The organism is Variovorax sp. 05T418, assembly GCF_056396385.1.
The window spans coordinates 212,278-230,984 of the sequence record NZ_JBFTLJ010000002.1 but is presented as its reverse complement, the minus strand read 5'-3'; the positions used below and the strand labels follow the sequence as shown (position 1 = coordinate 230,984).

20 protein-coding genes are annotated in these 18,707 nt (G+C 70.2%); 12 read left to right on the top strand and 8 right to left on the bottom strand.

Features of this window, described 5'->3' with window-relative positions:
• Positions 1-5: 5 nt before the first annotated feature.
• From AC1DMS_RS04430 to AC1DMS_RS04400, 7 genes are read left to right on the top strand one after another with little or no spacing between them, the layout of a single operon-like run.
• The gene (locus AC1DMS_RS04430; protein ID WP_478079189.1) at positions 6-1,229 is read left to right on the top strand and encodes a molybdopterin-binding domain-containing protein; all 1,224 of its coding nucleotides are present in this window, start codon (positions 6-8) and stop codon (positions 1,227-1,229) included.
• A complete protein-coding gene (locus AC1DMS_RS04425; protein WP_478079188.1) occupies positions 1,226-2,911 on the top strand; it encodes a formylmethanofuran dehydrogenase subunit A in 1,686 nt (561 codons plus the stop codon). The genes AC1DMS_RS04430 and AC1DMS_RS04425 overlap by 4 nt, the downstream gene beginning before the upstream one ends.
• Entirely contained in the window at positions 2,908-3,861 is a 954-nt protein-coding gene (gene fhcD, locus AC1DMS_RS04420; protein ID WP_478079187.1) for a formylmethanofuran--tetrahydromethanopterin N-formyltransferase, read from the top strand. The genes AC1DMS_RS04425 and fhcD overlap by 4 nt, the downstream gene beginning before the upstream one ends.
• Positions 3,858-4,688, top strand: a complete 831-nt coding sequence (locus tag AC1DMS_RS04415; protein WP_478079186.1) for a formylmethanofuran dehydrogenase subunit C — start codon at positions 3,858-3,860, stop codon at positions 4,686-4,688. Before fhcD ends, AC1DMS_RS04415 begins: the two co-directional genes overlap by 4 nt.
• 43 nt (positions 4,689-4,731) lie before the next feature.
• Positions 4,732-5,265, top strand: a complete 534-nt coding sequence (fae, locus tag AC1DMS_RS04410; protein WP_319438318.1) for a formaldehyde-activating enzyme — start codon at positions 4,732-4,734, stop codon at positions 5,263-5,265.
• Between the two features lie 2 nt (positions 5,266-5,267).
• Positions 5,268-7,160: an aminodeoxychorismate synthase component I gene (gene pabB / locus AC1DMS_RS04405; RefSeq protein WP_478083341.1), complete on the top strand. Its 1,893-nt coding sequence runs from the start codon at positions 5,268-5,270 to the stop codon at positions 7,158-7,160.
• Between the two features lie 37 nt (positions 7,161-7,197).
• Positions 7,198-7,866, top strand: a complete 669-nt coding sequence (locus tag AC1DMS_RS04400) for an HAD family hydrolase (protein WP_478079267.1) — start codon at positions 7,198-7,200, stop codon at positions 7,864-7,866.
• Here the strand turns inward: AC1DMS_RS04400 and AC1DMS_RS04395 are convergent, their stop codons facing one another.
• The 3 genes from AC1DMS_RS04395 to AC1DMS_RS04385 are packed head-to-tail and all read right to left on the bottom strand — an operon-like array spanning position 7,867 to position 10,885.
• A complete protein-coding gene (locus AC1DMS_RS04395; protein ID WP_018904583.1) occupies positions 7,867-8,517 on the bottom strand; it encodes a response regulator in 651 nt (216 codons plus the stop codon).
• The gene (locus tag AC1DMS_RS04390) at positions 8,514-9,893 is read right to left on the bottom strand and encodes a histidine kinase (protein ID WP_478079184.1); all 1,380 of its coding nucleotides are present in this window, start codon (positions 9,891-9,893) and stop codon (positions 8,514-8,516) included. Before AC1DMS_RS04390 ends, AC1DMS_RS04395 begins: the two co-directional genes overlap by 4 nt.
• Positions 9,890-10,885, bottom strand: a complete 996-nt coding sequence (locus tag AC1DMS_RS04385; RefSeq protein ID WP_478079183.1) for an alpha/beta fold hydrolase — start codon at positions 10,883-10,885, stop codon at positions 9,890-9,892. Before AC1DMS_RS04385 ends, AC1DMS_RS04390 begins: the two co-directional genes overlap by 4 nt.
• A gap of 171 nt (positions 10,886-11,056) precedes the next feature.
• Between AC1DMS_RS04385 and pqqA the strand changes: the two genes are divergently transcribed.
• The 5 genes from pqqA (at position 11,057) to pqqE (ending at position 14,369) form a co-directional block, all read left to right on the top strand.
• Entirely contained in the window at positions 11,057-11,131 is a 75-nt protein-coding gene (gene pqqA / locus AC1DMS_RS04380) for a pyrroloquinoline quinone precursor peptide PqqA (protein ID WP_010100094.1), read from the top strand.
• Between the two features lie 84 nt (positions 11,132-11,215).
• Complete coding sequence (gene pqqB, locus AC1DMS_RS04375; RefSeq protein WP_478079182.1) at positions 11,216-12,139, top strand: pyrroloquinoline quinone biosynthesis protein PqqB; 924 nt, start codon at positions 11,216-11,218, stop codon at positions 12,137-12,139.
• 21 nt (positions 12,140-12,160) lie between these two features.
• Positions 12,161-12,925: a pyrroloquinoline-quinone synthase PqqC gene (pqqC, locus tag AC1DMS_RS04370; protein ID WP_478079181.1), complete on the top strand. Its 765-nt coding sequence runs from the start codon at positions 12,161-12,163 to the stop codon at positions 12,923-12,925.
• Entirely contained in the window at positions 12,922-13,215 is a 294-nt protein-coding gene (gene pqqD / locus AC1DMS_RS04365; protein WP_018904577.1) for a pyrroloquinoline quinone biosynthesis peptide chaperone PqqD, read from the top strand. Before pqqC ends, pqqD begins: the two co-directional genes overlap by 4 nt.
• Complete coding sequence (gene pqqE, locus AC1DMS_RS04360; RefSeq protein WP_478079180.1) at positions 13,212-14,369, top strand: pyrroloquinoline quinone biosynthesis protein PqqE; 1,158 nt, start codon at positions 13,212-13,214, stop codon at positions 14,367-14,369. Before pqqD ends, pqqE begins: the two co-directional genes overlap by 4 nt.
• Here the strand turns inward: pqqE and AC1DMS_RS04355 are convergent.
• Genes AC1DMS_RS04355 through AC1DMS_RS04335 form a run of 5 tightly spaced genes read right to left on the bottom strand, consistent with a single transcriptional unit; the run spans position 14,353 to position 18,703 of the window.
• Entirely contained in the window at positions 14,353-15,351 is a 999-nt protein-coding gene (locus tag AC1DMS_RS04355) for an MxaL protein (protein ID WP_478079179.1), read from the bottom strand. The genes pqqE and AC1DMS_RS04355 overlap by 17 nt on opposite strands.
• A complete protein-coding gene (locus AC1DMS_RS04350) occupies positions 15,348-15,899 on the bottom strand; it encodes an MxaK protein (RefSeq protein WP_478079178.1) in 552 nt (183 codons plus the stop codon). The genes AC1DMS_RS04355 and AC1DMS_RS04350 overlap by 4 nt, the downstream gene beginning before the upstream one ends.
• The gene (locus AC1DMS_RS04345; protein WP_478079177.1) at positions 15,896-16,903 is read right to left on the bottom strand and encodes a vWA domain-containing protein; all 1,008 of its coding nucleotides are present in this window, start codon (positions 16,901-16,903) and stop codon (positions 15,896-15,898) included. The genes AC1DMS_RS04350 and AC1DMS_RS04345 overlap by 4 nt, the downstream gene beginning before the upstream one ends.
• A 16-nt stretch (positions 16,904-16,919) precedes the next feature.
• The gene (locus tag AC1DMS_RS04340; RefSeq protein ID WP_478083337.1) at positions 16,920-17,831 is read right to left on the bottom strand and encodes a calcium incorporation protein MxaA; all 912 of its coding nucleotides are present in this window, start codon (positions 17,829-17,831) and stop codon (positions 16,920-16,922) included.
• The gene (locus AC1DMS_RS04335) at positions 17,828-18,703 is read right to left on the bottom strand and encodes a DUF58 domain-containing protein (protein ID WP_478080008.1); all 876 of its coding nucleotides are present in this window, start codon (positions 18,701-18,703) and stop codon (positions 17,828-17,830) included. Before AC1DMS_RS04335 ends, AC1DMS_RS04340 begins: the two co-directional genes overlap by 4 nt.
• Positions 18,704-18,707 lie beyond the last annotated feature (4 nt).

The following is an 18,707-nucleotide window of genomic DNA, read 5'->3' as shown; positions in this document are numbered from 1 at the left end:
TGCCCATGAATCAACCCGACACTGCCGCGCCAGCCGGCAATGCCCCCTGGACCTGCCCCTTTTGCCCCCTGCTGTGCGACACCTTCGGCGTCGAGCTGGGCACGCCGCTCAAGCTCGTGGGCAGCGACTGCCCGCGCGCGCGCGATGCGCTCGCCAATTTCGATGCCTCGGCCGGCGCGGCGCAGCCCCGGGCCGGCGGCCAGGACTGCGACCTGGACACGGCGATCGGCAAGGCCGCCTCGCTGCTCGCGGCCAGCCGCCAGCCGCTGTTCGGCGGCCTCGGCACCGATGTCGCGGGCGCCCGGGCGCTCTACGCGCTGGCCTGCGAAACCGGCGCCATCTGCGACCCGGCCCAGGGCCAGGCGCTGATGCACGGCCTGCGCGCGCTGCAGGACCGCGGCGGCTTCAGCACCACGCTGGCGGAAGCGAAGACGCGTGCCGACCTGGTCGTCTGCATGACCGAGGAGCCGGCGGCGCACTACCCGGAGTTCTTCCGCCGCATCGGCGTGGGGGAGCGCGAAGGCGTGGCCGTGGAAACGCTGCCCCTGCACGGCGACCTGTTCGATACCGTGGCCCTGCTCGCGGCGCTCGTGGCGGGCCGTGTTTCCAAGGACGATGCCCGCGTGCCGGCCGATCTGGCGGCGCTTTCGGCGCGGCTGCAGGCAGCGCGCTATGCGGTGCTGGTGTATGAATCGGGCCGGCTGCCGGCGCAGGGCGCGTTGATCGTCGAGGCAATCCAGCGCATCGTCGCCACGCTCAACCGCAGCACGCGCGCGGCCTCGCTGCCGCTGGGCGGTGGCGACGGCGCTTCCACCGTGAACCAGGTGTTCGCCTGGCTCTCGGGCCTGCCGCTGCGTTCGCGCGCCGGGCCGCTGGGCCTGGAGCATGAGCCGCTGTGCTTCGATGCCGGGCGCCTGCTGGCCGATGGCGCGGTCGACACGCTGCTGTGGGTGTCGAGCTACGGCCCCCAGCCCGCGCCGCCCGCCGCAGGCATGCCGCGCATCGTGCTCGGCCATCCGGCAATGCGCGCGACCCAGGATGCGCACGAGCTGGTGTTCATTCCCGTGTCGACCCCCGGCATCGGCTCCGCGGGCCATCTGTTCCGCACCGACGGCTCGGTGCTGCTGCCGCTGCGGCCCGTGTACGACGACGGGCTGCCGAGCGTGGGCGAAGTGGTCCGGCGGCTGACGCAGGCGGTGCAGGCGCTGAAGAAGGGGCACGTGCAATGACGGCGACACTGCGCCTGCGCGGCGGCCGTGTGATCGATCCCGCGAACGGCCGCGACGAGGTGCGCGACCTGTACGTGCAGGGCGGCCGCATGGTCGAGCTCGCACCGAATGAAGCCGCCACCGAGGAGATCGACATCGGCGGCTGCATCGTGATGGCCGGCGGCATCGACATGCACACCCACATCGGCGGGGGCAAGGTCAACCTCGCGCGCATGCTGCTGCCCGAAGACCACCGCGCCAACGCCAACCCCATCGCGCTGCCCGACAACCTGCTCGAGCTGGCCTCGTGCGGCACCTGCACGCCGGGCACGCTGGCCACCGGCTACCGCTATGTCGAGATGGGCTACACGGCGGCCTTCGAGCCGGCCATGATGGCCTGCAATGCGCGCCACGCGCACATGGAGATGGGCGACACGCCGATCCTCGACCACGGCGCCTACGTGATGCTCGGCAACGACGAGCTGTTCTTGCGCATGCTGGCCGAAGGCTGGGACTTCGAGCGCATCCGCGATTACGCGGGCTGGACCATCAATGCCAGCAAGGCGATGGGCGTGAAGGTGGTGAACCCGGGCGGCATCTCGGCCTTCAAGTTCAACCAGCGCAAGCTCGACGTCGATGAGAACCATGTGCACTGGCAGGTCACGCCGCGGCAGGTGGTGCACACGCTGGCGCGTGCGCTGCGCGAGCTTGGTGTGCCGCACCCGCTGCACATCCACGGCAGCAACCTGGGCGTGGCCGGCAACATCCAGTCCACGCTCGACACCATCGCCGCGCTCGACGGACTGCCGGGGCACCTGACGCACATCCAGTTCCACGCCTATGGCACCGAGGGCCCGAAGAAGTTCTCCTCGGCCGCGCTGCAGCTCGCCGAGGTGGTGAACGCGAACAGGAACGTGAGCATCGACGTGGGCCAGATCATGTTCGGCCAGACCGTCACGGCCTCGGGCGACACCATGCGCCAGCATGCGCAGTCGGGCCTGGCCGATCCGCGCAAGTGGATCGGCGCCGACATCGAATGCGAGGCCGGCTGCGGCGTGGTGCCGTTCCGCTACCGCGAGCAGAGCTACGTGAACGCGCTGCAGTGGGTCATCGGGCTGGAGATCTTCCTGCTGGTCGACGATCCATGGCGCGTGGTGCTGACCACCGACCATCCCAACGGCGGCCCGTTCACGAGCTATCCGCACCTGATCCGCCTCTTGATGGACCGCAGCTTCCGCGAGGAACAGCTCGCCAAGCTGCACCCCGAAGTGGCGGCGCAGGCCGCGCTGCGCTCGATCACGCGCGAGCTCTCGCTCTACGAGATCGCGATCATGACCCGCGCCGGCCCCGCGCGGCTGCTGGGCCTGCGCGACCGCGGCCACCTGGGCGCGGGCGCCGCGGCCGACATTGCGGTGTATCGCGAGAACGCCGACCGCGAAGCCATGTTCGCAACGCCCGAATACGTGTTCAAGGACGGCGTGCTGGTCTCGCGCGCCGGCCGCGTCACGGCGGCGCCGGTGGGCGGCACGCACTTCGTTGCACCCGACTACGACCGCGGCATCGAGAAGCGGCTGCGCCGGCATCTTGCGGCGCAGGGCTCGGTCAACTTCGACCACATCGCCATCGGGCACGACGAGCTGTGCCAGTGCTGCAACGGTGGGCGCCTGCTGCCGGCCGAGTGCTTTGAGGAGTCGTCGTCGTGAAGGCCCTCGAGCGCAACGGCGTCGTCATCGACGAAACTTTTGCCGAGGCCTTTCCGATGAAGGCCACGCGCATCCTCATCACGGCGCACAACATGGCGTGGGCGCGCCATGCGGCGGTGTCGGCCACCGGCTTCGCAACTTCGGTGATCGCCTGCGGCTGCGAGGCCGGCATCGAACGCGAGATCTTGCCGGACGAATCGCCCGACGGCCGGCCCGGCGTGAGCGTGCTGATGTTCTCGATGTCGGGCAAGGAGCTCGGCAAGCAGCTCGAGCGCCGCGTCGGCCAGTGCGTGCTGACCTGTCCGACCACCGCGGTGTTCGCGGGCCTGCCGCGCGGCGCGCCCGGCAGCGACGTGGCCGCGCTCGGCAAGAACCTGCGCTTCTTCGGCGACGGCTGGCAGATCTCCAAGGTGATCGACGGCGTGCGCTACTGGCGCGTGCCGGTGATGGACGGCGAGTTCGTCGCGCAGGAAGACACGCCCGTGGTGAAGGCCGTGGGCGGCGGCAACCTGCTGCTGCTCGCGCGCGATACCGATGCCGCGCTGGCCGCCGCCGAGGCCGCGGTGGCGGCGATGAAGCGGCTGCCCAACGTGGTGATGCCGTTTCCGGGCGGCGTGGTGCGATCGGGCTCGAAGGTCGGAAGCCGCTATGCGAACCTCAATGCCTCGACCAACGATGCCTTCTGCCCGAGCCTCGTCGGGCTGGTGGCACACAGCGAACTGGCGGGTGGAACTTCCGCACAGGAGATCGGCTGCGTGATGGAAATCGTGATCGACGGCCTGACCGAGGCCGACGTGGGCGCCGCCATGCGCGTGGGCATGGAAGCGGCCATTGCCATCGGGCCGGCTGGCGGCCTGCTGCGGATTTCGGCCGGCAACTACGGCGGCAAGCTGGGGCCGTTCCATTTCCACCTGCACAAGCTGCTGGGCGCGGCGGGAGATGCGCCATGAGCGGTTGGCACTTCAGGCTGCGGCAGGCGCCTGCGCTGCGTGTCGATCTGCGGGGCATCACGCCGGCGGCGCTGGCGGAATTCTCGGCTGCGCAGATCGGGCAGCTGCGCGTGGGCCATGGCAACGCGATGCTGCCGCTGGCCGAGCTGTTCGATGTTGCGCCGGGCACGGAAGAGGGCGTGCTTCGCTTCGAAGGCGATCTCGGGCGCTTCGACCGCATCGGCTGGCAGATGGACGGCGGGCGCATCCGCGTCGAAGGCGATGCGGGCCACTATGCCGGCGGCTGCATGCGCGGCGGCGCGCTGCAGATCGATGGCAGCACCGGCCTGCTGGCCGCCTGCGAAATGGCCGGCGGCCGCATCGACGTGAAGGGCGACGTCGGCGACTTCGCGGCCAGCACCTTGCCCGGCAGCATGGACGGCATGCGCGGCGGCACCCTCGTGGTCCATGGCCATGCGGGCGAGCGTTTCGGCGACCGCATGCGCCGCGGGTCCGCTCTGGTCCACGGCGATGCGGGCGCGTTCCTGGGCTCGCGCATGGTGGCGGGCACCATCGCCGTGGGCGGCCAGGCCGGCGCGCATGCGGGCTACGGCATGCGCCGCGGCAGCATCGTCTTTGCAGCACCGGGCGCGGCGCTGCCGGCGGGCATCGAGGCGGCATTGACCTTTGTGCCGAACCGGACCGCAACGCCGGTGTTCTGGGCCCTGCTGGCGCGAGATCTCGCGCGCCACGGCGGAGCTTTTGCGGCCTTGCCTGCACGCCGCATCGAACGTCACCTGGGCGATCTTTCAGCGGACGGCAAGGGCGAACTCATCCTGTGCCCGTGACCCGTCCCGGACTTTTCTTCAAACCACTCCTGAATTCCTTTCCATGACGCATCCCTATCTTTTCCACGCCGGCGAAGCCACCGTCCTTGCCAAGGAGGGCCAGTTCACCGACGCGATGCCCGAGATCCTGATCGGCGCGACCGACGGTCCCGTGGGCCAGGCCTTTGCCAACATGATGGCGCAGAGCAAGGGCCACACCGCGATGTTCGCGATCCGCGCCTGCAACCAGCTCGTGCGGCCCGCGACCATCATGGTGCCCAAGGTCACGCTGAAGGACGTGGCCAATATCGACCTGTTCGGCGGCGTGGTGCAAAGCGCAACGGCCGATGCGGTGGTCGATTGCCTGATCGATGGCATCATTCCCCGGGAACATGCCAACACGCTGTGCATCATCAGCCTGGTGTGGATCGATCCGCGCTGCGCCAAGGACCAGAACCTCGACAAGAAAGACATGTACCGCACCAACTACGAAGCCACCAAGCTCGCGATCCGGCGCGCCTTGAACAACGAGCCGTCGGTGGACGAGCTGATCGCCAACCGCCACCGCATCAAGCACGACATGGACGACTGGAGCTGACCTTGCCTTCGTTCGCGCTCCTCGACGACTGCGGCTCGACCCCCGCGCGGCCCACCAGCCGGCTGCACACCGGGTTCGTGCGCGAGCACCGCTGCACCGACCCGGCCGAGCTCGATGCGGCCTGGGCGCGCGTCGATGCCGACCTGCGGCAGGGCCTGCACGCGGTGCTGCTGGCCGACTACGAATGGGGCGCCAGGCTGCAGCGCGCGGGGCATACGCGGCTGGCGGCCGACGATGCCTCGGCGCTGCGCGTGCTGATGTTCAGCGACTGCGCGATGCTTTCGTCGGACGAGGTTGCCAGCTGGCTGGAGCAGACCGAGGCGAGCGAGGCCAATCCGCCGCAGCCCGTCGGCGTGATGGACCTGCAGCCCAGCATCGACGAGCCGGCCTTCACCGAAGCCATCGCGCGCATCCACGGCGCCATCGCCGCGGGCGAGACCTACCAGGTCAACTTCACCTACCGGCTGCAGGGCCAGGGCTACGGATCGCCCGTGGCGCTGTACCGGCGCCTGCGCGAGCGGCAGCCCGTGGCCTTCGGCGCGCTGATCGCCTTGCCCGAAGGCCATTCGAAGACGGGGGAGGGCGACATCACCCACGTGCTCTCGTGCTCGCCCGAACTCTTCCTGCGCCACGATGCAGGCGTGCTCACCGCGCGTCCCATGAAGGGCACCGCGGCCCGCGCCGATGCGCCCGAGGGCGACAGCGAGATGGCGCGCCGGCTCTCGGTCGACGCCAAGAACCGCGCCGAGAACGTCATGATCGTCGACCTGCTGCGCAACGACATCGGCCGCGTGGCGCAGATCGGTTCCGTCAAGGTGCCGACGCTCTTTGCCATCGAGCCCTATGCCACGGTGTTCCAGATGACCTCGACCGTGCAGGCACGGCTGCGCACCGGCGTCGGCATGCCCGAACTGCTGCGCGCGGTGTTTCCCTGCGGCTCCATCACGGGCGCGCCCAAGCACCGCACCATGGAATGGATCGGCGAACTCGAAAGCACGCCGCGCGGCCTCTACTGCGGCGCGATCGGCTGGGTCGATGCGCCGGCAGAGGGCGCGGCCATCGGCGACTTCTGCCTGTCGGTCGCCATCCGCACCCTCACGCTGGGCGCGCAGCAGAAGGGCCTGCGCCCGCTGCGGCTGGGCATTGGCGCGGGCATCGTGCAGGACAGCATGGCGGCCGACGAGTTCGAGGAATGCCTGCTCAAGGCGCGCTTTCTCACCGCGCTCGATCCCGGCTTCGAGCTCTTCGAGACCATGCTGGCCACGCCCGGCGAGGGCATCCGCTACCTGGACCGGCACCTCGCGCGGCTGGCGCACAGCGCACGCGTGCTGGGCTTCCGGCTCGACCGCGATGCCGCGATGCAGGCGCTGCGGGAAACCTTGCCCGCGCTCGCGCTCGGTCGGCCCTCGCGCCTGCGGCTCGCGCTGGCGCACGGCGGGCGCATCGGCATCACGCATTCGCCGCTGCCGCCCTTGCCCCCGGGCGCAGTGAAGCTGCTGATCGCCGACCAGCGGCTGCCCAATGCGAACCCGCTGGCCGCCCACAAGACCACCGTGCGCCAGCACTACGATGCCGGCGTGCGCGCGGCCGAACGCGCCGGGGCCTTCGACAGCCTGTTCTTCACCGAAGACGGCCGGCTTGTCGAAGGCGGGCGCAGCACGGTGTTCGCGCGCATCGGCGGACGCTGGTGGACGCCACCTGTGGCTGATGGCGCGCTGCCCGGCGTGATGCGCGGCGTGCTGATCGAAGACTCGATCTGGGAGGCCACCGAACGCAGCCTGTCCCGTGAAGACCTGGAGGGCGCGCAGAAGCTCGTGGTGTGCAATGCGCTGCGCGGCGTGCTGCCGGCGCAGCTGGTTCGGCAAGCGCAGCCGCACGAGGCGGCCGCTGCTTGAGTGGCCGGGCCCGCCCCTCGCTTGACCGGGCTTGCCGATGAAGCTGGCGCTGTTCGACCTGGACCACACGCTGATTCCGTTCGACAGCGGCATGGCCTGGACGCGCTTCCTGGTGGCGCGCGGCGTGCTGCCGGCCGACGCTGAGACGGTCTACCTGGGCTACTGCCAGCAGTACGTGGACGGCACGCTGGACATCCACGCGCTGCATCGGGTCAGCGTCGCGCCGCTCGCAAGCTTCGGCATGGCCGCGCTGCGCCAGTGGGCGGCGGAGTTCGAAGCCGAGATCGCGCCGCAGGTGCCCGAGCCGATGCGCGCGCTGGTGCGCCGGCACCAGGACGCAGGCCACGTCTGCGCCATCGTGACCGCCACCACCCGCTTCATCGCCGAGCCCTTCGGCCGCGTGTTCGGCGTGGCCGACGTGCTGGCGACGCGCTCGCTGGTGATCGACGACACGCTCGACGGCGGCATCGACGGCGACCCGTGCTACGGCGTGCACAAGCTGATGCATGTGAACCAGTGGCTCGCCACGCGCGGCACGCGGCTCGATGCGCTCGAGCAATCGTGGTTCTATTCCGATTCGGCCAGTGACCTGCCGCTGCTGAGTGCCGTGTCCGATCCGGTGGCGGTGGCGCCCGACGATCGCCTGCGGGCGCGGGCCGTCGAGGCCGGCTGGCCGATCATCGAACGGACGCCGCCGGGCGGCTAGCTAGACCTGGATCAGCCCCCAGCGCAGCGCCACCCAGGTGAGCTCCGCCTGGTTGGTGGCGCCCAGCTTCTGCTTGACGCGGTACAGGTGCGAGCCCACGGTGCTGAGCGAAAGGTTCAGCGTGCTGGCAATCTGTGCCACCGTCATGCCGCGCGCGAGCTGGATGAAGACCGAGAACTCGCGCTCGCTGAGCAGGTCGGCCGGATTGGCCTCGCCCTCGATCTGGGCCGTGGCCAGCGCCTGCGCGGTGTTGGCGTCGATGTAGCGGTCGCCGCGCGCCACGGCCTTCACCGCGGCAATCAGCGCATCGGGCGCGCTGCGCTTGGCCAGGTAGCCGAGCGCGCCGGCACGCAGCACGCGGCGCGGATGGATCGTGTCCTCGTGCGCCGACAGCGCCAGCACGCGCGCCTTGGGGTCGTGCGCCAGCAGGCGGCGCAGCGCCTCCAGCCCGCCCATGCCGGGCATCGACAGGTCCATCACCACCACGTCGGGCCGCACCTGCGGATAGTCCTGGCAGGCCTGCTCGCCGGTGTCGGCTTCGGCCGCCACCTCGATCTGCGCATCGGCCAGCAGCATGCGAAAGCCCATGCGCACCAGCGCGTGGTCGTCCACCAGCATCACTCGAATCGGCTGAATCGCCTGGGTGGTCATGTGTTCTCCGCTGTGGCCGCCGGCAAGGGCAGGCGCACCGTCAATTGGGCGCCGCTGGGCGCGGCGGGTTCAAGGCGCAGGTCGCCGCCCAGGCTGTCGATGCGCTCGGCCAGCCAACGCAGGCCATAGTGCCCTGTGCTGGTTTCCCTGGCGGCATCAGGGCCGGGCAGGCCGCGCCCGTCGTCGGTCAGCGTGAGCTTCACCGTCTGTTCGTCGCCCTGCAGGGCCAGCACGATGCGGTGCGCCTCGCCGTGGCGCAGTGCGTTGGTGATGCCTTCCTGCGCGGCGCGGTACAGCACCAGCGCGGTGTCGGTATCGAGCCGCAGGCGGTCGAGCTCGATCTCCAGGTGCCACTCGACCTGCACGCCGCCATGGCTGTTGCGGGTTCGCTCGACCAGGTCCTCGAGCGCGGCCACCAGCCCGAACTTGTCGAGCACCAGCGGCGTCAGGCGCGGGATCATGCCGTGCATGGCCGTGTAGAGCCGGCCCGACTCCTCGGCAATCAGCCGCGCCGCCTGCTCGGACTGCGGATCGAGCGCCTGCACGCGCTGCGCGATCGACAGGGCCATGCTGCGCATCGCGGTGACCGACTGGCCCAGCTCGTCGTGCAGTTCGCGGGCAATGAGACGGCGCTCCTGCTCGATCTTCTGGTCGACCCAGCGGCCCAGCTCGCGGCTTTCGGACAGGCGGCTCTCGGCGCGCACGGCGCGCCGTTCGGTTTCGATGTGCTGCTGCAGCATGCCGACCATGCGGTTGAAGGCGGCGCCGATGGCCGCCGCCTCGGTGCCGGGCAGGGCGCGCAGAAAAACATCGAAGCGCCCGCTCTCGAGCTGGTTCAGCGCGTGCACGATGTCCGCGAACGGGCGCGTCGCGCGGCCCACGAGCCAGAACACGCCCGCGTTGACGATCGCCAGCAGGCCCAGCGCGCTGAGCGTCAGCAGCACGAAGTCGTCCCAGGCATCGAGCACGGCGCGCGACGCGTTGGAACTCACCATCAGCTTGCCACCGGGAAAGGCGATCGACATTTGCGACGGCGGCGGCGAGACGAGGCGGTCGAACCAGTCGGGCGCATCGCGGCCGGCCTTGTAGACCGAGTTGGGCGAGCTGTAGAGCACATGTTCGTCGGCATCGAGCAGCGTGATGTCGTTGGAGCGCACGCGCCCGACGCCCTGCAGGAACGACAGCATGGCCGGCGTGCCCTGGGCCGCATAGAGCCAGGCGGTGCGGTTCAGCAGCTGCGCGGCCACGCGGTTGGCCGCCACCACTTCCTCGTGCACCGATTCGCGCATGGCGCGCATCTGCAGCGCGAGCATGGCTGCGACGAACAGCATCGTCAGCAGGCTGACGATCAGGTTGATCTTCAGGCGCAGCGTCATGGTGTGGGCGCATCGCCGAAGTGGCCGTGCCGCGCGTAGCCGTCGAGCGCGGCGACCATGGCGGAGGCCATGGCCGGGTGCGCAGGATCGTGGCCTGCGCCATCGACCCATTGCAACTGGCTGTGCGCAATGCGGCCGTGCACCGCCTGTGCGCCATGCGGCGCGCAGATGCGGTCGTCGCGCGAATGCAGCAGCAGGGTGGGCACGCGCGGCAGTGCGGCCAGGCGGTCCAGCAGCGGGGGCGCATCGAGCCAGCAGCGGTGCAGCAGGTAGTGGCTCTGCACGCGGTAGCGGTCGACCAGTGCGTCGAGCGTTTCGCCCTCGGGTTCGGCTTGAGCGGCCGGCGGCTCGCTGGTTGCGGCTCCCGCGCCGCGCGCCAGCGTCTGCTCCCAGCGCCACCAGGCGAGCGTGAGCTGGTGGACGCCATCGGTCGGCGCTTGCTGCAGCCCGCGAGCCAGGAAGCCCAGCATGTCGTGGCGCTCGCCGGCCGGTGCCACCGACGCGAACTGCGCCCACGCGGCGGGTGCGCGGCCGGCGCTGTCCTGGAAGAAGGCGTCGATCTCCTCGGCGCTCGGCAGGAACACCGCGCGCAGCAGCAGCGCCGCCACCGCTTGCGGTTCGGAGACCGCATGGGCCAGCGCCAGTGTGGCGCCCCACGAGCCGCCGACCACCAGCCAGCGCCGCACCCCGAGTTGTTCGCGCACGCGGCGCAGGTCGTCGAGCAGGTCGGCCGTGCGGTTGTGCGCCGTCGCGCCGCGCGGGCGGCTTCGGCCGGCGCCGCGCTGGTCGATGCTGATCACGCGGTAGCGCGCCGGATCGAAGAAGCGCCGCAGCAGCGGCGAGCTGCCCGAGCCCGGCCCGCCGTGCAGGATCACGGCGCAGATGCCTTCCGGATTGCCACCTTCTTCTACATGCAGAACATGGCCATGCGGCACCTCCAATGCGTGGGTGCGCCAGGGGGAAGATTCGGGGTACAGGCCGTTGGGAAGCACGAGGGCGATGGTACGCGGTGGCCCTGTAGCCGCTATTCATGAAAATCATGAAGTGCGAATCATGATTTCATGGCTGGGTGTCGGTGGTTCATGGGTTCAAGATGGGTACCGGAGCACACGAAGTTCCCGCAGCCGCCACATGGCGCTGTGCAACCTTGCAGGAGACACCCTATGAAGTGGGAAACCCCAACGGCCACCGATCTTCGCTTCGGCTTCGAGATCACGATGTACGTCAGCGCCCGCTGAACTGCGCCTCGCCGCAACCCGCCCCGGTACTCCCGGGGCGGGTTGTTTAGAGCCCCTGCGTCTTTCTTCTTTTTTCATTTCCCGATGCGCATCACCGTCCTGGGCTCGGCCGCTGGCGGCGGCTTTCCGCAGTGGAACTGCAACTGTCCCAACTGCGCCGGCGTGCGCAGCGGCACGGTGCGCGCCAAGCCGCGCACGCAGTCGTCGATCTTCGTGCGCCCCGAGGAGGGCGAGGACGGCGTGCTGTTCAATGCATCGCCCGACATCCTCGAGCAGATCCGCAGCAGCCCCATCCTGCAGCCGGCACGCGCGATGCGCGACACCGCGATTGCGGGCGTGGTGCTGATCGACGGCCAGGTCGACCATGCCACCGGCCTCTTCATGCTGCGCGAGCGTGGCACGCCGCTGCCACTGTGGTGCACCGACCCGGTGGCCGAAGACCTGAGCGAGGGTAATCCCGTGCTGCGCGTGCTGTCGCATTACTGCGGCGTGGCGCGCCACGCGATCACGCTGGACGGCCACGCCTTCGAAGTGCCCGGCGTGCCCGGTCTTAGCTTTCGCGCGCTGGCGCTGACCGGCAAGGCCGCGCCGTACTCGCCGCACCGCGAGCAGCAGGTGTCGGGCGACAACATCGGCGTGACCATCCTCGACCGCAGGAGCGGCAAGAGCCTGTTCTACGCGCCGGGCCTGGGCGCCATCACGCCGCCCGTGTTCGACGCCATGGCCAGCGCCGATGCGGTCATGGTCGACGGCACCTTCTGGACCGACGACGAGATGCTTCGCCTGGGCGTGGGCAGTAAGCGCGCGCGCGAAATCGGCCACCTGCCGCAGTCGGGCGAGGGCGGCATGATCGAATGGCTGTCGAAGCTGCCCGCCACCACCGCGCGGCGCATGCTGATCCACATCAACAACACCAACCCCATCCTCGACGAAGATTCCGATGAGCATGCGGCGCTGCGGCGCGCAGGCATCGAGCCCTGCGAGGACGGGATGACGATCCAACTCTGATAAAAGGCACCGAGCTTCGCCATGCACGCCGACAGGATCCAAGATTCACCACGCCCTGCAACAGGCAGCGACAAAGCCGCCCCGGCATGGAGTCGCGAGGCGTTCGAGGCCAAGCTGCGCGAGCGCGGCCGCAGCTATCACATCCACCATCCGTTCAACGTCATGCTCAACAGCGGCCGGGCCACGCCCGAGCAGATCCGCGGCTGGGTGGCGAACCGCTTCTATTACCAGATCGCGATTCCGATCAAGGACGCGGCCGTGCTCTCGAACTGCCCCGACCAGCAGGTGCGCCGCGGCTGGGTGCAGCGCATCCTCGACCACGACGGCTTCGAGCTCGGCGGCATCAAGGACGAAGGCGGCGTCGAGGCCTGGCTGCGGCTGGCCGAGGCCGTCAGACTCACGCGCGAAGAAGTGCGCGACCTGCGCCACGTGGTGCCGGCAGTGCGCTTCGCGGTCGATGCCTACGTGAACTTCGCGCGCCGCGCGCCCTGGCAGGAGGCCGTGTGCTCCTCGCTCACCGAGCTGTTCGCGCCCGAGATCCACAAGCAGCGCCTGGCCACGTGGCCCGAGCACTATGCGTGGATCGAATCGGCGGGCCTCGACTACTTCCGCAACCGCGTGAGCCAGGCGCGGCGCGACGTGGAGCAGGGCCTGGCCATCACGCTCGACCACTTCGACACCCGCGCGCTGCAGGAGCGCGCGCTCGAAATACTGCAGTTCAAGCTCGACATCCTCTGGGCCATGAACGACGCAATGGCGACGCGCTACGGCGTGAACGGCGCATGACCGCGAACAAGACCATGCTCAGCGCCGAAAGCAAACCCCGCGTCGGCCCCGGTTTCCGCCTGCAGTGGGAGCCTGCCCAGGAATGCCATGTGCTGCTCTACCCCGAGGGCATGGTGCGGCTCAACGGCAGCGCGGGCGAGATCATGAAGCGCTGCGACGGCGAGCGCAGCGTCGCCGCCATCGTGGCCGACCTGGAGCAGGCCTTCGACACCACCGGGCTCGAACCCGAGGTGCGCGGCTTCGTCGAAATGGCGGCGCAGCAGAACTGGCTGCGCTGGGACCCCGCATGACCACCACCGCGCCGCCGCGCCCCGGGCCGCCGCTCTGGCTGCTGGCCGAGCTGACCTACCGCTGCCCGTTGCATTGCGTGTTCTGCTTCAACCCGGTCGACTTCGCGCAGCAGGAGAACGAACTGGGCACCGAGGACTGGCTGCGCGTGCTGCGCGAAGGCCGCGAGCTCGGCGCGGTGCAGTGCGGCCTCTCGGGCGGCGAGCCGCTGCTGCGCGACGACCTCGAGATCATCATTGCCGAGGCCGCGCGCCTGGGCTACTACACCAACCTGCTGACCTCGGGCGTGGGCCTCACGGCGCAGCGCGCCGCCGCGCTCAAGGCCGCGGGCCTGGACCACGTGCAGCTGTCGTTCCAGGACTCCACGCGCGAGATGAACGACTTCCTCTCGCACACCAAGACCTTCGAGCTCAAGAACCGGGTGGCGAAGATCATCAAGGACCAGGGCTGGCCGATGGTGCTGAACGTGGTGATCCACCGCATGAACATCGACCACATCGACCGCATCATCGAGATGGCGCACGAGATGGGTGCCGAGTACCTCGAGCTTGCCAACACCCAGTACTACTCCTGGGCCTTCGTCAACCGCGACCAGCTGCTGCCCACGCACGAGCAGCTGCGCCATGCCGAGGAGGTGACCGACGCCTGGCGCAAGCGGCTCGGCGAGCGCATGCGCATCTTCTTCGTGGCGCCCGACTACCACGAGGGCAAGGCCAAGAAATGCGTCAACGGCTGGGGCAGCATGTTCCTCACCGTGGCGCCCGACGGCACCGCGCTGCCTTGCCACACGGCCAAGATGCTGCCGGGCCTCGAATTCCCGAACGTGAACGCGCACAGCCTGCGCGAGATCTGGTTCGATTCGGAAGGCTTCAACCGCTACCGCGGCACCGGCTGGATGAAGGAGCCCTGCGCGAGCTGCGACCAGCGCGAGCAGGACCTGGGCGGCTGCCGCTGCCAGGCCTACCTGCTGGCGCAGGACGCGGCCGCCGCGGACCCGGTGTGTGCGAAGAGCCCGGACCACCACCGCGTGGTCGAGGCGGTGGAACGCGCGGCCGCGCGCGATCCGGCGGCGCCGACGGAGCATCCGCTGGTGTTCCGCGATCCCGCCAATTCGCGGCGGCTCTCCTCCGCGGCGCTCGTCACGCCGGACGCGTGAGGCCGCGCGGCGCCGCGCCGCGACCGGTGGCCTTTTCTTTTCGCTTCACTGGGCGCCGCGCACGCAGCCAGCCCAGATCCGGCGCGAAGCGCCACGCCAGCAACAGCAGCGCGAGCAGCGCGGGAATCCACCGCAGGTCTGCGTCGGCCGGCAGATGCTGCGCGTAGCGGCGGTCCAGCATGGCGGTCTTCAGGGCCTCGGGCGTGTTCAGTCGCCGGTAGTTCACGCCGACCAGTTCGGCCAGCGCACGCAGATGGTCCTGCCTGAGCTCGGAAAGATGTTCGTGGTTCAGCGCGCTGCCGATGGCCGAGCCCTGCACCACCTCGTCGGCGCGCCAGTAGCCGGCGGGCTCGCCGTTGCTGCCGGTCTTGGGAATCGGCATCGGCACGTCGCCGCCCACGCCGATCAGCCAGCCCTGGACCTCGCCGGGCTTGATGTCCGTCATCGGCGGTGTCTCGTTGATGCGCAGCGGCGGCGATTCCTGCCCGTCGCTGATAAAGACGAAATGCGTGTCGGGCCCCACGCTGCGGGCGCCGCGCACGGCCCAGGTCACGCCCTTGCTCACGTTGCTGGCGTTGGCCCAGCGCATGCGGCCGTCGATGCGTTCGAGCGAAGCCAGCAGTTCTTCATAGTGGCTGCAGACCTCGACCGGCGAAAGGATCACCAGCGAGCGGTAGTCCGCGAAAACGCTCCAGCCCACCTTGGAGCCGCAGGGCAATGCGCCCAGCACCTCGCGCATGGCGGCGCGCGCGAGCGTGAGGCGGCTCACGGCCGCGTGGTCGAGCTCCACATCCTCGACGTTCATGCTCTGCGTGATGTCGAAGCTGACCTGCCAGTTGAACACCGGCCGCTGCAGCTGCACGCGCGGCGGCCAGACGGCGAGCGCCAGCAGCAGCAGGGCCAGCAGCAGCGGCCAGCTGCCGGTGCTGCCGCCGACGCGCCGCCAGGCGGCGTGCCACTGCTGCGGCAGCGGCGGCTTCACGGCAGGTCTCCGGCAACGAAGCCGGGCACCCGCACGCGGCGCTGCTCGTGCGCCGGCTGCTGCTCGGCCGAGAAGGCTTCCTGGTCCTCGGGCGCGAGCCGCAGCGCGCGCTCCAGGTTGTAGCGCGCGTCCCAGTCCTCGGGCGCGGCGCGCAGCAGGTCGCGCAGCCGCTGCTTGCCGAGCTCGAACAGCGGCAGCGCGCCGGCGTCCTGCGCCATGCCCTGGCGCAGGTACATGTTGCCCAGGTTGAACAGCGCCTGCCGCGCGACGGGATCGCGCTCGCCGGCCTGGATCAGGCTCGCGTAGCCCTTGAGCGCGGCGTCGTGCGCGCCGGCCTTCGAGAGTGCCAGTGCCTGCGCCAATTGCAGTTCGCGCGGCGCCGAGATCGGCGCAGCCGCCGCGTCCTTGCCGACCGGTGCGGCGGCGATGCGCGCGATCTCCGTGTTGAGGTGCATTGTCTGGCGCAGCCGCAGACCGCGCTCCAGCGCCACGCCCGCGCAGCACAGGCTCAGCACGCCGAAGACCAGGTGAACCGTGCGTCGCTTCATGAGGAAGTTTCTTTCCGCCAGCTCTGCAGCTGCACGGCGCGGCAGGCGAGCAGGCCCGCGCAGCACAGCATGGCTGCCAGGTAGAACGCGGCGCCGTGGTCGCGCCGCGGGACCCGCTCATGGATGGTGAGCGGAAAATTCTGCTGCCGGTCGATCTCGGCCATGGCGGCGGCCATGGCATTGGAATCGTCCACCTGGTAGAGCCGGTAGGGCGTGCTCAGCGTCTTGAAGAACTGGTGCAGCGCCAGTTCCTCGCCAAGGCCGTAGGCCGAGACCGTCTCGGTGTTGAGGTTGGGCGAATTGGGGCCGCTGCGCACGTAGATCCAGTACAGGCCGATCTTCTCGCGCGCGAGCCCGGCGTGGACGCGCTGTCGCGTCGGCTCGTCGAGCTGGGCCCCGCCGTCCGACACGATCAGGATCACGCGGCTGCCCGAATAGCTGCGGCCTTCGAATTCCTCGATGGCGGCGAGCAGCGCCACGCCCATGCGGGTTTCGGGCAGGCCGCGGCCAATGGCGGTGGCGGCAAGCGCAGCCTGCACGGTGTCGGTCTTCTGCGTGAACGGCACCACCGCGATCGGCACCGTGCTGAAGGTCATGAAGGCAAAGCGGTTGTCGGGCCGCTTGGCGACGAATTCGCTCAGCAGGTCGCGCACGACCTTGGCCTTGGGCTCCTGCGACATGCGGCCCGCGGTCTTGAGGCCGTTGGTGTGCACCGTCGCATCCATGCTGCTGCTGCGGTCCATCAGGATCAGCACCTCGGCGCCGCGCCCGGCGCGCTCTACCACGGCGCCCGACTGGCCTGGCCCCGCGAGCCCGAGCACCGTGAAGGCCATGGCGCCGACCGCGAACGCGCGCCACAGAAAGCCGACGAGGCGGCCGACGCGGTCGGCCGGCAGCCAGGCCACATACGAGAAGCCCAGCGTGTCGCTTCGCTTGCGCAAGAGCGGCAGCAGCGCAAGCGGCAGCAGCACGAGCATCCAGGGCTGGGCGAGGTCGACGCGCATGGCTTTTGTCCGCCGGTCAATGCCGGTGGCGCTTTTCCGCGTTGCGCAGCGCGCGGCACAGCGGCTTGAGCGGATAGGCGGCCTGGGCCTCGGCCGGTGCGGCAGTGCTTTCGGCGAAGAAGAAGCGCCGGGTCGATTCGCGGTAGAAATCTTCCAGCCGCGGCTGCAGCGGACGCAGGTAGGGTGCGTCGGCCAGCAGCTGCGGCAGGCTGGCGCCGTGCACGACGCGGCCGGCGCTCCGGTTGAGCGCGCGGTGCAGCACGCGCCATGCCTCGGGGCTCGCGGGATCGTCGATGCGCCTGAGCTCGCGCCAGGCATGCGCGAACGGAAGCTGCTGCGCCTCGCGCATGTTGCGCCAGGCCCACCATGCGAGCCAGGCCAGCAGCACCGCGAGCAGCGCAAGCAGCGAGAACTTCAGATGCTGTTCGATGGGGTAGGTCGCAAGTGCCGCGACCGGGCGGTCCGGCCGCAGCGGCTGCAGGTCGCCCTGGCCGAAGGCTTCCGCCGGCGCCAGCGGCCCGATGCTGACCGGCCAGGCCGGCAGCGCGAGCGCGGGGCCCGAGGCGGTGGCGATCGTCAGGGCCGGCAGCGAGATGGCGGCCAGCGCGCGCGGGGCGTTGATGACCTGGTATTCGACGGCGAGCCAGCGCTTGCCTTGCGCATCGGTCTCGATGCGCGACGGCCTGCGTTCGAGCCAGAGATCGATGCGCGCCGCGGTGGGCAGTGCGCCGGGCTCGATCGGCCGGCCCTGGTGTTCGAGCAGCACGCGCTGCGTGAGCACGTCGCCGAGCACATGGCCGAAGCTGCGCGGCTGCTCGATGGTGACGGCGGTGGCTGCGGCCGGCGTGGCGGGATCGGCGGCGCGTGAAAAACCGGCGGGCAGGGCGGCCAGCACCAGCGCCAGTACAGCGGCATGAACGAGGCTCATGCCGCCGTCTCCAGGAAATAACGCGTGAGCGCCTCGGCGTCGAAGCGGCCCTGCAGGTGAAAGGGCGGCATGCCGTGTGCGTTGAACAGCGCGGTGAGTTCGGCGCGGCGGGCCGCGACCGATTCGCGCCACCGCGTGCGCAGCGAATCGCGCATCCACAGGCTGCGCCGCGCGCCGGTTTCGGCGTCGCGCAGGGCAACCAGCGCGCGGGCGTCGGGCGGTTCGATTTCGGCCGGGTCCCAGACCACCAGCGGAACGACGCAAGCGGGCGAGAACTGTTCGAGCAGCTCGCCGAGCGCGTCGATCGGCCAGTGGAAGTCGGACGCGAGAAACACCAGCCCGCCGCGGCCCACCAGCCGTTCGGTGGCGCGGCGCAGGCCCGAGAGGGCGCTGTCGTCCGCGGGCGGCGCGCCGGAAGCCGCATCGCATTCGCGCAGCATCCGCGCCATCAGGCTGCCGTTGCCGCGGCTGTGGCGCGCGGGCACGAAAAGATCTTCGCGCTCGCGCTGGTCGAAGGCCAGCAGGCCGACGGTGTCGCCGGCGCGAAACGCGCTGTAGCCCAGCGCCTCGACCAGGTCGGCCACCACGTCGAGCTTGCGCCGCTCGGCGCCGAAGTGCATTGAGGCCGACACGTCGACCACCACGTGCACCGGAATCGCCACGCGCAGCCGGTGGATGCGCACCAGCCAGTCGCCGCGGCCCTCGCGCAGGCTCGCGCGCAGGTCGATGCGGCGCGGGTCGGGGTGGTCGAACAGCCGCCGGTGCGCGGCAAATTCCTGCCCGCTGCCCTGGCTCAGGCCGCGCTGCGCGCCAGGGCGCCAGCCGCCGAAGCGGCGCGGCAGCTGGTAGTGGAATTCGTCGACGCGGTCCATGGCA

What these genes read in the sequence shown, in the direction of transcription:
- AC1DMS_RS04340 (WP_478083337.1), bottom strand. Translation starts at nt 17,831, where the DNA reads ATGAGCCTCGTTCATGCCGCTGTACTGGCGCTGGTGCTGGCCGCCCTG.
- AC1DMS_RS04345 (WP_478079177.1), bottom strand. Translation starts at nt 16,903, where the DNA reads ATGCGCGTCGACCTCGCCCAGCCCTGGATGCTCGTGCTGCTGCCGCTT.
- AC1DMS_RS04335 (WP_478080008.1), bottom strand. Translation starts at nt 18,703, where the DNA reads ATGGACCGCGTCGACGAATTCCACTACCAGCTGCCGCGCCGCTTCGGC.
- AC1DMS_RS04390 (WP_478079184.1), bottom strand. Translation starts at nt 9,893, where the DNA reads ATGACGCTGCGCCTGAAGATCAACCTGATCGTCAGCCTGCTGACGATG.
- pqqC (WP_478079181.1), top strand. Translation starts at nt 12,161, where the DNA reads ATGCACGCCGACAGGATCCAAGATTCACCACGCCCTGCAACAGGCAGC.
- pqqB (WP_478079182.1), top strand. Translation starts at nt 11,216, where the DNA reads ATGCGCATCACCGTCCTGGGCTCGGCCGCTGGCGGCGGCTTTCCGCAG.
- AC1DMS_RS04415 (WP_478079186.1), top strand. Translation starts at nt 3,858, where the DNA reads ATGAGCGGTTGGCACTTCAGGCTGCGGCAGGCGCCTGCGCTGCGTGTC.
- AC1DMS_RS04395 (WP_018904583.1), bottom strand. Translation starts at nt 8,517, where the DNA reads ATGACCACCCAGGCGATTCAGCCGATTCGAGTGATGCTGGTGGACGAC.
- fae (WP_319438318.1), top strand. Translation starts at nt 4,732, where the DNA reads ATGACGCATCCCTATCTTTTCCACGCCGGCGAAGCCACCGTCCTTGCC.
- AC1DMS_RS04430 (WP_478079189.1), top strand. Translation starts at nt 6, where the DNA reads ATGAATCAACCCGACACTGCCGCGCCAGCCGGCAATGCCCCCTGGACC.
- AC1DMS_RS04400 (WP_478079267.1), top strand. Translation starts at nt 7,198, where the DNA reads ATGAAGCTGGCGCTGTTCGACCTGGACCACACGCTGATTCCGTTCGAC.
- AC1DMS_RS04350 (WP_478079178.1), bottom strand. Translation starts at nt 15,899, where the DNA reads ATGAAGCGACGCACGGTTCACCTGGTCTTCGGCGTGCTGAGCCTGTGC.
- pqqD (WP_018904577.1), top strand. Translation starts at nt 12,922, where the DNA reads ATGACCGCGAACAAGACCATGCTCAGCGCCGAAAGCAAACCCCGCGTC.
- AC1DMS_RS04425 (WP_478079188.1), top strand. Translation starts at nt 1,226, where the DNA reads ATGACGGCGACACTGCGCCTGCGCGGCGGCCGTGTGATCGATCCCGCG.
- pqqE (WP_478079180.1), top strand. Translation starts at nt 13,212, where the DNA reads ATGACCACCACCGCGCCGCCGCGCCCCGGGCCGCCGCTCTGGCTGCTG.